The sequence below is a fragment of the Klebsiella sp. MPUS7 genome (assembly GCF_009905335.1).
GTDB classification, from domain to species: domain Bacteria; phylum Pseudomonadota; class Gammaproteobacteria; order Enterobacterales; family Enterobacteriaceae; genus Klebsiella; species Klebsiella grimontii.
Map to the genome: position 1 here is coordinate 5,357,203 of NZ_CP047604.1, position 13,831 is coordinate 5,371,033.

A 13,831-nucleotide genomic window follows, 5' to 3' on the forward strand; every position below is an offset into this window, starting at 1 on the left:
TATGTTGTGATTTAAACGGCATTTATCGGCCAAATAAGCGTCAAAAACACCGCAGCCAGGGCCTGTTCTACACGCTGTAATTTCACAAATCAAGCGTCAGTGTTCTTTTACCTCAAACAATCACGCCGTTAAAAACATCAATATAAACCATATAATTTATTGATATTTAACAAATAACAAATCAAAAAACGAAAAATACACCCACCAAAAACTTCACAACAGACAATACTTTATAAAAATATAAAATTTGTGAAGTTGATTGTATCTTTTCTGTTTTGCCTGTGGTGATATAGTGACGTCTTCATTTTATGGACAATGAGAAAGCGATGAGTCAGTCAGAATCCAGTTCGCTCCCCAACGGTATCGGCCTTGCCCCCTGGCTTCGCATGAAGCAGGAAGGGATGACCGAAAATGAAAGCCGCATCGTCGAATGGTTGCTTACCCCCGGCAATCTGAGCGATGCGCCGGCCATTAAGGACGTCGCAGAGGCGCTGTCGGTGTCTGAGGCCATGATCGTTAAGGTCTCTAAACTGCTTGGTTTTAGCGGTTTTCGTAATCTGCGCAGCGCGCTGGAAGCCTATTTCTCGCAGTCTGAGCAGGTCCTGCCGACTGAGCTCTCTTTTGATGAAGCGCCGCAGGATGTGGTGAATAAGGTGTTTAACATCACCCTGCGCACCATTATGGAAGGCCAGTCGATCGTTAACGTCGACGAAATTCATCGCGCGGCGCGCTTTTTCGCCCAGGCCAACCAGCGTGACCTGTATGGCGCAGGCGGTTCAAACGCCATCTGCGCGGACGTGCAGCATAAGTTTTTACGCATCGGCGTGCGCTGCCAGGCCTACCCGGACGCGCATATCATGATGATGTCCGCCTCGCTGCTGAAGGAAGGCGATGTGGTACTGGTGGTCTCGCACTCCGGGCGCACCAGCGATATCAAATCGGCGGTGGAGCTGGCGAAAAAGAACGGCGCAAAAATTATTTGTATCACCCATAGCTATCATTCACCGATTGCCAAACTAGCTGATTTTATTATTTGTTCGCCAGCACCAGAGACGCCTTTATTAGGCCGTAACGCCTCAGCGCGTATATTACAACTCACATTATTAGATGCTTTTTTTGTTTCCGTTGCCCAGCTGAATATTGAACAAGCGAATTTAAATATGCAAAAAACCGGCGCGATTGTTAATTTCTTTTCACCCGGCGCGCTTAAATAAAAAACCGATCCCACGTTGGTGGGATCAATATAACTGTATCCTACACTGAGAATACTGCCATGAATAAATATCTGAAAATTTTCAGCGGCACGCTCATGGGCGTAATGTTATCCACCAGCGCCTTTGCCGCCGCCGATTATGCTGTGGTCTTAAAAACCTTATCCAATCCGTTTTGGGTGGATATGAAAAAGGGCATAGAAGACGAAGCCAAAACGTTGGGCGTAAGCGTCGATATTTTTGCCTCCCCTTCCGAAGGCGATTTTCAGTCGCAGCTGCAGCTGTTTGAAGACCTGAGCAACAAAAACTACAAAGGTATCGCCTTTGCGCCCCTCTCCTCGGTAAACCTGGTGATGCCGGTGGCTAAAGCCTGGAAAAAGGGCATCTATCTGGTCAACCTCGATGAAAAAATCGATATGGATAACCTGAAGAAAGCAGGCGGCAACGTCGAGGCTTTCGTCACCACCGATAACGTGGCGGTTGGGGCGAAGGGCGCGGCTTTTATTATCGACAAGCTGGGTGCGGAAGGCGGCGAAGTGGCGATTATCGAAGGTAAAGCCGGTAACGCCTCCGGTGAAGCTCGCCGCAATGGCGCCACCGAAGCCTTCAAAAAAGCGAGCCAGATCAAGCTGGTTGCCAGCCAGCCCGCCGACTGGGACCGTATTAAAGCGCTGGACGTCGCCACGAACGTGCTGCAGCGTAACCCGAATGTTAAAGCGATTTACTGCGCCAACGACACCATGGCGATGGGCGTCGCCCAGGCCGTCGCCAACGCGGGTAAAACCGGCAAGGTGCTGGTGGTCGGTACCGACGGTATTCCGGAAGCGCGCAAAATGGTCGAGGCCGGACAGATGACCGCGACTATCGCGCAGAACCCGGCGGATATCGGCGCGACGGGCCTGAAGCTGATGGTCGATGCCGAGAAGAGCGGCAAGGTGATCCCGCTGGATAAAGCCCCGCAGTTTACGCTGGTGGATTCCATTCTGGTGACGAAGTAAGTCTGTAAATCCCCTTTTCCTTTGGGAGAGGGGAATTCACCCAGAGGTAATGAAGGAAATTTTCTATGCTCACGCCATATATTTCAATGGCGGGGATCGGCAAATCCTTTGGCCCGGTTCACGCATTAAAATCGGTTGATTTAACTATATACCCGCACGAAATACATGCGTTATTAGGGGAAAATGGTGCCGGTAAATCAACGCTGATGAAAGTATTGTCGGGAATCCATGAACCGACCAAAGGCACCATTACCATTAACAATGTCAACTACGACAAGCTGGACCATAAATTAGCGGCCCAGCTCGGCATCGGCATTATTTATCAGGAGCTCAGCGTCATTGATGAATTAACGGTGCTGGAGAATTTATATATTGGCCGTCATCTGACGAAAAAAGTCTGCGGCGTTAACGTCATCGACTGGCGAGAGATGCGCGTGCGGGCGGCAATGATGCTGCTGCGCGTCGGGCTGAAGATCGATTTAGACGAAAAGGTGGCGAATCTCTCCATCAGCCATAAGCAGATGCTGGAAATAGCCAAAACGCTGATGCTCGACGCCAAAGTGCTGATCATGGATGAGCCGACCTCCTCGCTGACCAACAAAGAGGTGGACTATCTGTTCCTGATCATGAACCAGCTGCGTAAAGAGGGCACCGCCATTGTTTATATCTCGCACAAGCTGGCGGAAATACGCCGCATCTGCGACCGCTACACGGTGATGAAAGACGGCAGCAGCGTCTGCAGCGGAATGGTCAGCGAAGTGAATAACGACGACATCGTACGCCTGATGGTCGGCCGCGAGCTGCAAAACCGCTTTAACGCCATGAAAGAGAGCACCGGCAATATCGTCCGCGAGACGGTATTCGAAGTGAAAAACGTTACCAGCCATGACAAAAAAAAGGTACGCGATATCTCATTTAGCGTGAATCGCGGCGAAATTCTCGGTTTTGCTGGGCTGGTCGGCTCCGGGCGCACGGAGCTCATGGACTGCCTGTTTGGGGTTGATAAACGTAGCGGCGGTGAAATTTATCTCAACGGCAAAGCGATCTCCCCCCGCTCGCCGCTGGACGCCTTAAAAAAAGGGATGGGCTACATCACCGAAAGCCGCCGGGAAAACGGCTTTTTCCCTAATTTTTCCATCGCTCAGAACATGGCGGTCAGCCAGAGCCTGAAGCGCGGCGGCTACAAAGGGGCCATGGGGCTGTTCCGCGAAGGCGACGAACGCAAAACGGCGGAAGAGCAGCGCAAGCTGCTGGCGCTGAAGTGCCATTCGGTCGATCAGAACATCACCGAGCTTTCCGGCGGCAACCAGCAGAAGGTGCTGATTTCCAAATGGCTGTGCTGCAGCCCCGAAGTGATCATTTTTGACGAGCCGACGCGCGGTATCGACGTCGGCGCGAAAGCCGAAATTTATAAAGTGATGCGCCAGCTGGCCGATGACGGAAAAGTCATCCTGATGGTGTCATCCGAACTACCTGAAATTATCGCCGTCTGCGACCGCATTGCCGTGTTCTGCGAAGGGCGACTGACGCAAATCCTGACCAATCGCGACGACTTGAGCGAAGAGGAGATTATGGCATGGGCACTACCACAAGAGTGAAAGGCGATATGGACGAGAAAAAACCGTTTAACTTCGCGCTATTCTGGGATAAATACGGCACCTTTTTTATCCTCGCCATTATCGTCGCGATCTTCGGCACCCTGTCGTCAGAGTACTTTCTGACGACCAACAACATTACGCAGATCTTCGTCCAAAGTTCGGTCACCGTCCTGATCGGCATGGGCGAATTCTTCGCGATCCTCGTCGCCGGGATCGATCTGTCGGTCGGGGCGATCCTCGCGCTCTCCGGGATGGTCACCGCTAAGCTGATGCTGGCGGGCGTCGATCCGTTCCTCGCGGCGCTGATTGGCGGCGTGCTGGTCGGCGGCGCGCTGGGCGCCATCAACGGCTGCCTGGTCAACTGGACCGGCCTGCACCCGTTCATTATCACCCTCGGCACCAACGCTATCTTTCGCGGTATCACCCTGGTGATTTCCGATGCCAACTCGGTATACGGCTTCTCGTTTGATTTCGTTAACTTCTTCGCCGCCACGCCGCTGGGTATACCGGTTCCGGTGATTTTCTCGCTGATTGTGGCGGTGATCCTCTGGTTCCTGACCACCCGCATGCGCGTGGGCCGCAACATCTACGCGCTGGGCGGTAACAAGAACTCCGCTTTCTACTCCGGTATCGACGTCAAATTCCACATGCTGCTGGTGTTCATTATCTCCGGCGTTTGCGCCGGGCTGGCGGGCGTGGTCTCCACCGCGCGTCTCGGGGCGGCGGAACCGCTGGCGGGGATGGGCTTTGAAACCTACGCCATCGCCAGCGCCATCATCGGCGGCACCAGCTTCTTCGGCGGCAAAGGACGCATCTTCTCGGTGGTCATCGGCGGCCTGATTATCGGCACCATCAATAACGGACTGAACATTCTGCAAGTACAAACCTACTACCAGCTGGTGGTAATGGGCGGATTAATCATCGCGGCTGTCGCCCTCGACCGTCTTATCAGTAAGTAAGGAATTTATAATGAAAATTGCTCCCTCTTTAATGTGTATGGATCTGCTGAAATTCAAAGAACAGATCGAGTTTATCGACCAGCACGCAGACTATTTTCACATCGACATTATGGACGGTCATTTTGTACCGAACCTGACCCTGTCGCCATTTTTCGTCGGCCAGGTGAAAAAGCTGGCCAGCAAGCCGCTGGACTGCCATCTGATGGTCACCCGCCCGCAGGACTACATTAGCCAACTGGCGCAGGCGGGGGCGAATTTTATCACCCTGCATCCGGAAACGATTAACGGCCAGGCCTTCCGTCTGATCGAAGAGATCCGCCGCCACGGCATGAAGGTCGGGCTGATCCTCAACCCGGAAACCCCGGTCGAGGCCATGAAGTACTACATTCATAAAGCCGACAAAATCACGGTGATGACCGTCGATCCGGGCTTCGCCGGGCAGCCGTTTATCCCGGAGATGCTGGAAAAAATCGGCGAACTGAAAGCCTGGCGCGAGCGCGAAGGGCTGAACTACGAGATCGAAATCGATGGCTCCTGCAATAAAGCCACCTATCAAAAACTGATGGCGGCGGGCGCGGACGTCTTTATCGTCGGCACTTCAGGCCTCTTTAATCACGCCGAGAAGATTGAAGATGCGTGGCAGATCATGGTCGAGCAGATCCTGGCGGCGAAACACGAGGTACTGCCTCATGCAAAAACAGCGTAACGTTGTTGCGGGCGTGGATATGGGCGCGACCCATATCCGCCTTTGCCTGCAAACCGCGCAGGGCGAAGCGCTGCACTGCGAAAAGCGGCGCACCGCGGACGTGATTAGCGCCGACGGCCTGGTCAATGGCATTAAAAACCTGTTGCAGCAGCAGCTGACCCTGCACGACGCCCGTTGCTGCGGGCTGGTGATGGGGTTCCCGGCGCTGGTGGCAAAAGACAAGCGGACGATTATCTCAACGCCCAATCTACCTCTCGCCGCCGACGACCTCTACAACCTGGCCGACCGGCTGGAAGCGGCGCTATGCTGCCCGGTGGAGTTTTCCCGCGATGTGAATCTGCAGCTCTCTTTTGATGTACAGGAGAATGGCCTGCAGGAGCAGGAGGTGCTGGCGGCCTATCTTGGCACCGGTATGGGCTTCGCGGTCTGGCTGAACGGCGGGCCGTGGACCGGCGCGCACGGCGTGGCGGGCGAGCTGGGGCATATTCCGCTGGGCGATGACGCCCTCACCTGCGCCTGCGGCAACCCCGCCTGTCTGGAAACCGTTTGCTCCGGCATTGCGCTCAAGCGCTGGTATGAACAGCAGCCGCGAGCGTACGAGCTGGGCGAACTGTTCGTCCACGCCGAGCAGGAGCCGTTTGTCCAGACGTTGCTAAACCACGCCGCCCGCGCTATCGCCACCAGCGTCAACCTGTTCGATCCCGACGCGGTAATTCTTGGCGGCGGTGTGATGGATATGCCCGCCTTCCCGCGCGATGCCTTAATCGCGATGGTCAAAACCTACGTTCGCCGTCCGCTGCCGTATCAGGCCGTACGCTTTATCGCCGCGTCATCATCAGCGTTTAACGGCGCCCAGGGCGCGGCGGCGCTGGCACGCAGCCGTTATTTACCCCTTCCTGTTACAGTATGATATTTAACGTCAGGCCAGATGCCGCTCATATCGGTATCTGGCCCATAATATGACCATAAATCATATGCAGTTAAATGCCCCTGATTTTATAAATCATAATTGAATGTAATAACTTCATTAATCACCCTATCGCAATCCGCACAAATACCTCATAAAAAGAGGTGCCCATCTCACATTTCTTATTCTATAAACATAAAAAAACATCTTATTATGGGAAAGAAATAAAGCAGCCCTTCTTTTAACTAAATAAATTCACAATACAAATGATAAATGGAGATTTATATGAATAACTTGCAGTTATTCCGTTTGAACAGGACTTTTATTGCCATTGCTGTCGCAACAGGGTTATTAGTTAACACCTCTTTTGCGAGCGAAACCGCCCAGCCAGCCACGCAATATACGCAGCAAATTAACCAGCAATATACTCAGTCGCTACCCTTTAACGACCGTCAGGACTTTGATGATGCGCAGCGGGGATTTATCGCCCCGCTTCTCAATCAAGGTATTCTGAAAAATGCTGATGGGAAAACCTATTATCGGGGGGAGGATTATAAATTCGATATCAATGCGCCAGCCCCCGACACGGTGAACCCCAGCCTGTGGCGGCAGTCGCAAATCAACGGTATTTCCGGCCTGTTTAAAGTCACCGAACGCATGTATCAGGTCCGCGGCCAGGATATTTCCAATATTACCTTTATTGAAGGCGATACGGGTATCATCGTTGTTGATCCCCTTGTCAGCCCGGAGGCCGCAAAATCCAGCCTCGACCTCTACTATCAGCATCGCCCGCAAAAACCTATTGTTGCCGTCATCTATACCCATAGCCACACCGATCACTATGGCGGCGTCAAAGGTATCGTCAGCGAAGAGGATGTTAAAACAGGCAAAGTGCAGGTTATTGCTCCAGCCGGGTTTATGGAAGAAGCCATCAGCGAAAACGTGCTGGCCGGGAATATTATGAACCGCCGGGTTCTCTACTCTTATGGTCTGTTGCTACCCCATAACGCTCAGGGCAATATCGGCAACGGTCTGGGCGTCACCATCAGTGCGGGCAACCCAACGATCATCGCCCCGACCAAATCGATAACCAAAACCGGTGAAAAACTGAATATCGATGGCCTGGAATTTGACTTTTTAATGGCGCCGGGCAGCGAGGCGCCATCAGAAATGCACTTCTATATCCCGGCGCTTAAAGCATTATGTACCGCAGAAAATACCACCCATACGCTGCATAACTTCTACACCCTGCGCGGCGCTAAAACGCGCGATACCAGTAAATGGACCGATTACCTGAATGAAACGCTCGATATGTGGGGCAGTCAGGCTGAAGTGCTGTTTATGCCGCATACCTGGCCGGTCTGGGGTAACCAGCACATTAACGACTATATCGGCAAATATCGCGACACCATCAAGTATATCCATGACCAGACGCTCCATCTGGCTAATCAGGGCTATACGATGAACGAAATCGGCAACATGATTAAGTTGCCCCCAGCGCTGGAGAATAACTGGGCCAGCCGCGGCTACTATGGTTCCGTAAGCCACAACGCCCGCGCGGTTTATAACTTCTATCTCGGTTACTTTGACGGCAACCCGGCCAACCTCAACCCCTACGGCCAGGTCGATATGGGTAAACGCTACGTCGAAGCGCTGGGCGGCGCAAAACAGGCAATTGAGCTGGCGCAAAAAGCTTATGACAAGGGCGACTATCGCTGGACGTCAGAACTGCTCAAGCAGGTGATTGCCGCCGAACCGCAAAACCAGGCGGCAAAAGATCTGCAAGCGAATTCCTTTGAGCAATTGGGTTATCAGGCGGAGTCCGCAACCTGGCGCGGTTTCTACTTAACCGGCGCGAAAGAGCTGCGCGAAGGCGTGCATAAACTCACCCACAATACCTCAAATTCACCCGACACCATCAAGGGTATGACGGTCGAAATGCTGTTTGATTACATGGCAGTCCGTCTGGATAGCGAGAAAGCGGCAGGCAAAAATATCAGCCTGAATTTCAATCTTGATCGAGGCGAAACCCTGAATCTGACGCTGAACAATAACGTGCTCAACTATCGCCAGGCTTCTCAGCAGAAGCCCGATGCATCCTTCACTATCAGCCGTGCTGACCTGCACGACGTGTTGACCGGCCAGGCCAAAATGGCCGATCTGCTGAAAACAGGGAAAGCCAAAGTCACCGGCGATGCGGCAAAGCTGGATGAAATCTTCTCCACGCTCGATCAATTTGAACTGTGGGTGAATATCGTTACGCCTAATTAATCAGGCTCGCTTCCGGAAATTTCTATTCTTTTCCGGAAGCGAATACATCCATGAGGGAAATATAAACACCTAAAAACAATAAAAAATATAAATAAGTTATGAATGCGGATGATTAATAAAGACATTTCACTCTCAATTAAAAATGGGGATACTGTGACCTCTTTTTCCTGTTTTACATTCACACGGGATATTTTTCGCAATAGACAGGATGTATTTCATTATGCAAACGGTTAAATCCAGTATTGTGATGCAGCTAAAAAATATATGCTGGCTCACTCCGGCCGCATTGTTGACGGGATGTACATTATCTCCGGCAATTCCGGTCATTGGCGCCTATTATCCTGGATGGCTCTTCTGCATTATTGCCGGAGTCATCCTTACGCTCATCACGCGGCGGGTTATTCTGCTCAAATATAAAATGCCAGCGCTTGCAGGCGTTATTTATACCGCCCTCTTTGCTCTCTACTCCATGCTGTTCTGGCTGGTATTTTTCTAACCCCTATTGAGATGCACTCATGGAAAGTTCGTCGAAAAAAATTCCTCGCAATAAATTACCGGCTCTGCTTCTGGTACTACTGGCCGTCGTCGTTTTACTCTTTGTCATCTGGCGACTGGATAGCGCGCCCGCTACTAACGACGCCTACGCTTCAGCGGATACGATTGATGTGGTTCCGGAAGTCAGCGGCCGCATTGTCGAACTGGCGGTTAGCGATAACCAGCAGGTCAAGCAGGGCGATCTGCTGTTTCGCATCGATCCCCGGACCTATGAAATGAACCTGGCGAAGGCCGAAGCTTCTCTTGCCGCGCTGGATAAACAGATTATGCTCACCCAGCGCAGCGTAGACGCGCAAAAATATGGCGCTGACTCCGTTCAGGCGATGGTCGCCAAAGCCCGCGCGGCGGCCAAACAGGCCAGCGATACCCTGCGCCGCACCGAGCCGTTGCTCAAGGAAGGTTTTGTTTCCGCAGAGGATGTCGATCGCGCCAGAACGGCGCAGCGCGCCGCCGCAGCCGACCTTAATGCGGTATTGCTCCAGGCGCAACAGGCCGCCAGCGCGGTCAGCGGCATCGATGCGCTGGTTGCCCAGCGAGTCGCCGTTGAAGCAGATATCGCGCTCACTAAACTACATCTTGAAATGGCCACGGTTCGCGCACCGTTCGATGGACGGGTGGTCGCATTAAAAACCTCCATCGGCCAGTTTGCCTCCGCTATGCGTCCGCTCTTTACCCTGATTGATACCCGCCACTGGTACGTCATCGCCAACTTCCGCGAAACGGAGTTGAAAAACATCCACACCGGTACACCCGCGACTATTCGTCTGATGAGCGACAGCGGCAAAACCTTCGCCGGTAAAGTCGATTCCGTCGGCTACGGCGTACTGCCTGACGACGGCGGTCTGGTGCTGGGCGGTCTGCCGCGGGTTTCCCGTTCGATTAACTGGGTTCGCGTGGCCCAGCGCTTCCAGGTAAAAATCATGGTGGATAAACCCGACGCAGAGATGTTCCGCATCGGCGCATCGGCGGTCGCCACTCTCGAGCCGCAATGATGAACGCGCTTAATTACCTGCCGCTGCCGCTGGTCAAAGCGCTGGCTTTTTTTCGCGAGGAATTAAGCGAAGAGCGCCCCGGCAGAGTGCCGCAAACCATGCAGCTTTGGGTTGGCTGCCTGCTGGTGGTGCTGATCTCAATGACCTTCGAGATCCCCTTTCTGGCGCTTTCGCTGGCGGTGCTGTTTTACGGTATCCAGTCCAACGCCTTCTATACCAAATTCGTGGCGATCCTGTTCGTGGTGGCCACGGCGATGGAAATCGGCAGCTTATTTCTGATCTACAAATGGTCTTATAGCTATCCGCTCGTGCGGCTGATCGTCGCTGGCGTAATTTTGCTGGGCTGTATGTTTATGATGCGCGCCCATCGCCTGGGGCTGGTCTTCTTCGCCGTGGCGATTGTTTCAATCTACGGGCAATCTTTCCCCGGAATGCTGGATTACCCCGAAGTCGTCGTTCGTCTGACGCTATGGTGTATCGTCGTGGGACTCTACCCGACGCTGCTGATGGTACTGATCGGCGTCCTGTGGTTTCCCGCCCGCGCGGCGGATCAGATGCGCGCAGCCCTGTGCGCGCGGCTTGATGACGCCGCCAGCCGCCTGACGCAATCCGCCGAACCGCTACCTGAAAAGCGCATTGAACAGGAAGCGTTAGCGCTGCAAAAACTGAACGTCTTCTGTATGGCCGATGATGCCGACTGGCGAGCAAGAAGCGCATGGTGGCAAACCTGCGTCACGACGGTGACCTACCTTTACGCCACGCTGAACCGCTACGACGCCGCCGCCTTTGCCAAAAATCAGACAATCGATTCTCTACGGCAAAAGCTGCAAAGCGAAATCGCCGCCCTGAAAAACGCCATTAGCGACGGGGAGACCTGGCATAGCGAGTGGCAACTGAGCGCTGAAGAGACCGCTGCGGCACGCGAATGCGGGCTGGAGAATGCCTGTCAGATTCTGCGACAGCTGGGTCAAATGGACCCGGACACGCCGCCCACGCCTGCAACCAAACCACCATCCATGGCGCCGGATGCTTTCACTAATCCGAACTATATTCGTTACGCCCTGAAAACGCTGCTGGCGTGCATGATCTGCTACGTCTTTTATTCCGGCGTCGATTGGGAAGGGATTCACACCTGCATGCTGACCTGCATCATCGTCGCTAACCCCAATCTCGGCTCGTCGTATCAGAAAATGACCCTGCGCTTCGGCGGCGCATTCTGCGGCGCGGTTCTCGCCCTGCTGATGACCATTTTTGTGATGCCCTGGCTGGATAATATCGTTGAACTGCTGCTGGTGCTGGCGCCGGTTTTTCTCATCGCTTCATGGATCGCCACCGGCTCAGAACGCTCTTCATACATCGGTACGCAAATGGTGGTCACCTTCGCGCTGGCGACGCTGGAAAATGCCTTCGGCCCGATTTACGACCTGGCGGAAATCCGCGATCGCGCCTTCGGTATTATGATTGGCATCGTCGTTTCAGCGGTGCTTTACACCTTTATCTGGCCGGAAAGCGAAGCGAAAACGCTGCCGCAAAAGCTGGCGGGCGCGCTGGGTCTGCTTGGCAAATTGCTCCGCGTTCCGCGCCAGCAGGAAGCCGCCGCGCAGCGAACCTATCTGCAACTGCGCGTCGGCGTTTATGCGGCGTTGAATAGCTGCGAAGAGATCTGCGAGCGGGTGGCGCTGGAGCGCCAGCTTGACGATGACCAGTGTCTGCTGCTGGTGAAACGTAGCCAGGCGGTTATTCAGCAGGGGCGCGAAATCCTCTACGCCTGGGATGCCGCCTGGAATGACGCCCAGGCGCTGGATAATTCGCTATTGCAGGAGCGGGCCGGGCGTTTTGCCGATGCCCTGGAAAAATACGCCGCCGGGCTGGCCGCCGCAGCCAGCACGCCCCCGGTCATCGAGCTTATCGACACCGCCATTTCACCCACGCTATATCAACAGGAGCAACGCGTCATGCAGCAAATGGCCCGTTTACCGGACTGGACTCGCCCGGCGCTGACGCCAGCCGAAGAGCAAGTGCAAGGAGCCGCTCAACTATGACCCGTAACCTTTCACGCTTACTACTCTGCGGCCTGCTCGGTAGCGCTACGGCGCTTTCCGGCTGCGCGCTGGTGCGCAAAGATTCCACGCCGCATCAACAGCTGCAGCCAGAGCAGATTAAGCTGGCCAGCGATATCCATCTCGCCAGCCAGGGATGGCCGCAGGCGCAGTGGTGGCGTCAGTTCAATGACCCGCAGCTGGACGCCTTAATTCAGCGCTCGCTTTCCGGGTCGCACACGCTTGCCGAAGCGAAACTGCGTGAAGAAAAAGCGCAATCGCAGGCCGATCTGCTGGAAGCCGGTACGCAGCTTCAGGTTGCCGCCATGGGGATGCTCAACCGCCAGCGCGTTTCGACCAATGGTTTCCTTGGCCCGTTCGCCGACCAATCCGACAGTCGGCTCATGCCGATGGACGGCCCCTACTATACCGAGGGCACCGTTGGGCTGCTCGCCGGTCTGGATCTGGATTTATGGGGCGTCCACCGTTCGGCCGTTGCTGCGGCTATCGGCGCGCAAAACGCCGCCGTCGCCGAGACAGCCACCGTAGAGCTAGCGATCTCCACCGGCGTCGCTCAGCTTTACTACAGCATGCAGGCCAGCTATCAGATGCTCGACCTGTTGCAACAAACCCGCGAAGTCATTGAGTATGCGGTAGAAGCGCACCAGAGTAAGGTTGCCCATGGCCTGGAGGCGCAGGTGCCTTATCACGGCGCCCGAGCGCAGGTGCTGGCGGTCGATAAACAGATCGCCGCGGTAAAAGGGCAGATCGTCGAAACTCGTGAAACTCTGCGCGCCCTGATCGGCGCGGGGGCTGGCGATCTCCCTGCGATCAAGCCCGTATCTCTGCCGCGGGTGCAAACCGGTATTCCAGCCACGCTCTCCTACGATTTGCTGGCCCGACGTCCGGATCTACAGGCTATGCGCTGGTATGTCCAGGCTTCGCTGAATCAGGTGAACGCCGCGCGCGCCCTGTTCTACCCGAGCTTTGATATCAAAGCGTTCTTCGGCGTCGATTCCATTCACCTGGATAAACTGTTCGAAAACCGCAGCAAGCAGATCAACTTTATTCCTGGCCTGACGCTGCCGCTGTTTGATGGCGGACGCCTGAATGCGAACCTCGAGAGCACCCGCGCCTCCAGCAACATGCTGATTGAGCGCTATAACCAGTCGGTGCTCGACGCCGTGCGCGATGTCGCTATCAACGGCACGCGCCTGCAAACGCTGAACGATGAGCGCACAATGCAGGCTGAGCGGGTCAGCGCTTTCCGCTACACCCAGGCCGCCGCCGAAGCGGCCTATAAACGCGGGCTTAGCAGCCGTTTGCTGGCGACCGAAGCCAGACTGCCGGTGCTGGCGGAAGAGATGTCGTTACTGATACTCGATTCCCGGCGCGTAGTTCAGAGTATTCAACTGATCAAAACGCTAGGCGGCGGCTACCAGGCGCCGGTAGCCAAAAAATAACCCTGATGCCGCGTGACGTCCGTCGCGCGGTATTTTCATCGACACGTCAAAACTGACGATAGCCTGCTTTTCGTCATCATTTCGCCCAAAAAAACGACGTATTATCAGTCGATACCCACAATGAAAACATGG

The 13,831-nt window shown here is 54.4% G+C and carries 11 protein-coding genes; all 11 read left to right on the forward strand.

Annotated elements, in window-relative coordinates:
- The first annotated feature begins 326 nt into the window (after positions 1–326).
- The 11 genes from GUC22_RS25100 to GUC22_RS25150 all read left to right on the forward strand — a co-directional run bounded on the left by GUC22_RS25100 (position 327) and on the right by GUC22_RS25150 (position 13,699).
- A complete protein-coding gene (locus GUC22_RS25100) occupies positions 327–1,214 on the forward strand; it encodes a MurR/RpiR family transcriptional regulator (RefSeq protein WP_004137474.1) in 888 nt (295 codons plus the stop codon).
- 59 nt (positions 1,215–1,273) lie between these two features.
- Positions 1,274–2,209, forward strand: a complete 936-nt coding sequence (gene alsB, locus GUC22_RS25105) for a D-allose transporter substrate-binding protein (RefSeq protein WP_004137475.1) — start codon at positions 1,274–1,276, stop codon at positions 2,207–2,209.
- A 65-nt stretch (positions 2,210–2,274) separates the two neighbouring features.
- Entirely contained in the window at positions 2,275–3,807 is a 1,533-nt protein-coding gene (alsA, locus tag GUC22_RS25110; protein ID WP_024360215.1) for a D-allose ABC transporter ATP-binding protein AlsA, read from the forward strand.
- Positions 3,786–4,766: a D-allose ABC transporter permease gene (gene alsC, locus GUC22_RS25115; RefSeq protein ID WP_004127887.1), complete on the forward strand. Its 981-nt coding sequence runs from the start codon at positions 3,786–3,788 to the stop codon at positions 4,764–4,766. Before alsA ends, alsC begins: the two co-directional genes overlap by 22 nt.
- A 10-nt stretch (positions 4,767–4,776) precedes the next feature.
- On the forward strand, positions 4,777–5,472 hold the full coding sequence (alsE, locus tag GUC22_RS25120; protein ID WP_116943905.1) for a D-allulose 6-phosphate 3-epimerase: 696 nt from the start codon (positions 4,777–4,779) through the stop codon (positions 5,470–5,472).
- Positions 5,456–6,382 carry an allose kinase gene (gene alsK / locus GUC22_RS25125; RefSeq protein ID WP_098140221.1) on the forward strand — a complete coding sequence of 309 codons (927 nt, stop codon included), beginning with the start codon at positions 5,456–5,458 and terminating at the stop codon, positions 6,380–6,382. Before alsE ends, alsK begins: the two co-directional genes overlap by 17 nt.
- Before the next feature lie 282 nt (positions 6,383–6,664).
- A complete protein-coding gene (locus GUC22_RS25130) occupies positions 6,665–8,650 on the forward strand; it encodes an alkyl/aryl-sulfatase (RefSeq protein ID WP_024360212.1) in 1,986 nt (661 codons plus the stop codon).
- 220 nt (positions 8,651–8,870) lie between these two features.
- Entirely contained in the window at positions 8,871–9,146 is a 276-nt protein-coding gene (locus GUC22_RS25135; protein ID WP_024360211.1) for a YtcA family lipoprotein, read from the forward strand.
- 19 nt (positions 9,147–9,165) lie between these two features.
- The gene (gene mdtN, locus GUC22_RS25140) at positions 9,166–10,197 is read left to right on the forward strand and encodes a multidrug transporter subunit MdtN (protein WP_160183846.1); all 1,032 of its coding nucleotides are present in this window, start codon (positions 9,166–9,168) and stop codon (positions 10,195–10,197) included.
- Positions 10,197–12,239 (forward strand): multidrug efflux transporter permease subunit MdtO, encoded by a 2,043-nt coding sequence (gene mdtO / locus GUC22_RS25145; RefSeq protein ID WP_160183897.1) that lies wholly within the window; start codon positions 10,197–10,199, stop codon positions 12,237–12,239. The genes mdtN and mdtO overlap by 1 nt, the downstream gene beginning before the upstream one ends.
- Positions 12,236–13,699, forward strand: coding sequence for an MdtP family multidrug efflux transporter outer membrane subunit (locus GUC22_RS25150; RefSeq protein ID WP_024360208.1), 1,464 nt, complete (start codon positions 12,236–12,238; stop codon positions 13,697–13,699). Before mdtO ends, GUC22_RS25150 begins: the two co-directional genes overlap by 4 nt.
- Positions 13,700–13,831 lie beyond the last annotated feature (132 nt).

What these genes read in the sequence shown, in the direction of transcription:
- GUC22_RS25150 (WP_024360208.1), top strand. Translation starts at nt 12,236, where the DNA reads ATGACCCGTAACCTTTCACGCTTACTACTCTGCGGCCTGCTCGGTAGC.
- alsK (WP_098140221.1), top strand. Translation starts at nt 5,456, where the DNA reads ATGCAAAAACAGCGTAACGTTGTTGCGGGCGTGGATATGGGCGCGACC.
- GUC22_RS25100 (WP_004137474.1), top strand. Translation starts at nt 327, where the DNA reads ATGAGTCAGTCAGAATCCAGTTCGCTCCCCAACGGTATCGGCCTTGCC.
- mdtN (WP_160183846.1), top strand. Translation starts at nt 9,166, where the DNA reads ATGGAAAGTTCGTCGAAAAAAATTCCTCGCAATAAATTACCGGCTCTG.
- GUC22_RS25135 (WP_024360211.1), top strand. Translation starts at nt 8,871, where the DNA reads ATGCAAACGGTTAAATCCAGTATTGTGATGCAGCTAAAAAATATATGC.
- alsE (WP_116943905.1), top strand. Translation starts at nt 4,777, where the DNA reads ATGAAAATTGCTCCCTCTTTAATGTGTATGGATCTGCTGAAATTCAAA.
- alsC (WP_004127887.1), top strand. Translation starts at nt 3,786, where the DNA reads ATGGGCACTACCACAAGAGTGAAAGGCGATATGGACGAGAAAAAACCG.
- alsA (WP_024360215.1), top strand. Translation starts at nt 2,275, where the DNA reads ATGCTCACGCCATATATTTCAATGGCGGGGATCGGCAAATCCTTTGGC.
- alsB (WP_004137475.1), top strand. Translation starts at nt 1,274, where the DNA reads ATGAATAAATATCTGAAAATTTTCAGCGGCACGCTCATGGGCGTAATG.
- mdtO (WP_160183897.1), top strand. Translation starts at nt 10,197, where the DNA reads ATGAACGCGCTTAATTACCTGCCGCTGCCGCTGGTCAAAGCGCTGGCT.
- GUC22_RS25130 (WP_024360212.1), top strand. Translation starts at nt 6,665, where the DNA reads ATGAATAACTTGCAGTTATTCCGTTTGAACAGGACTTTTATTGCCATT.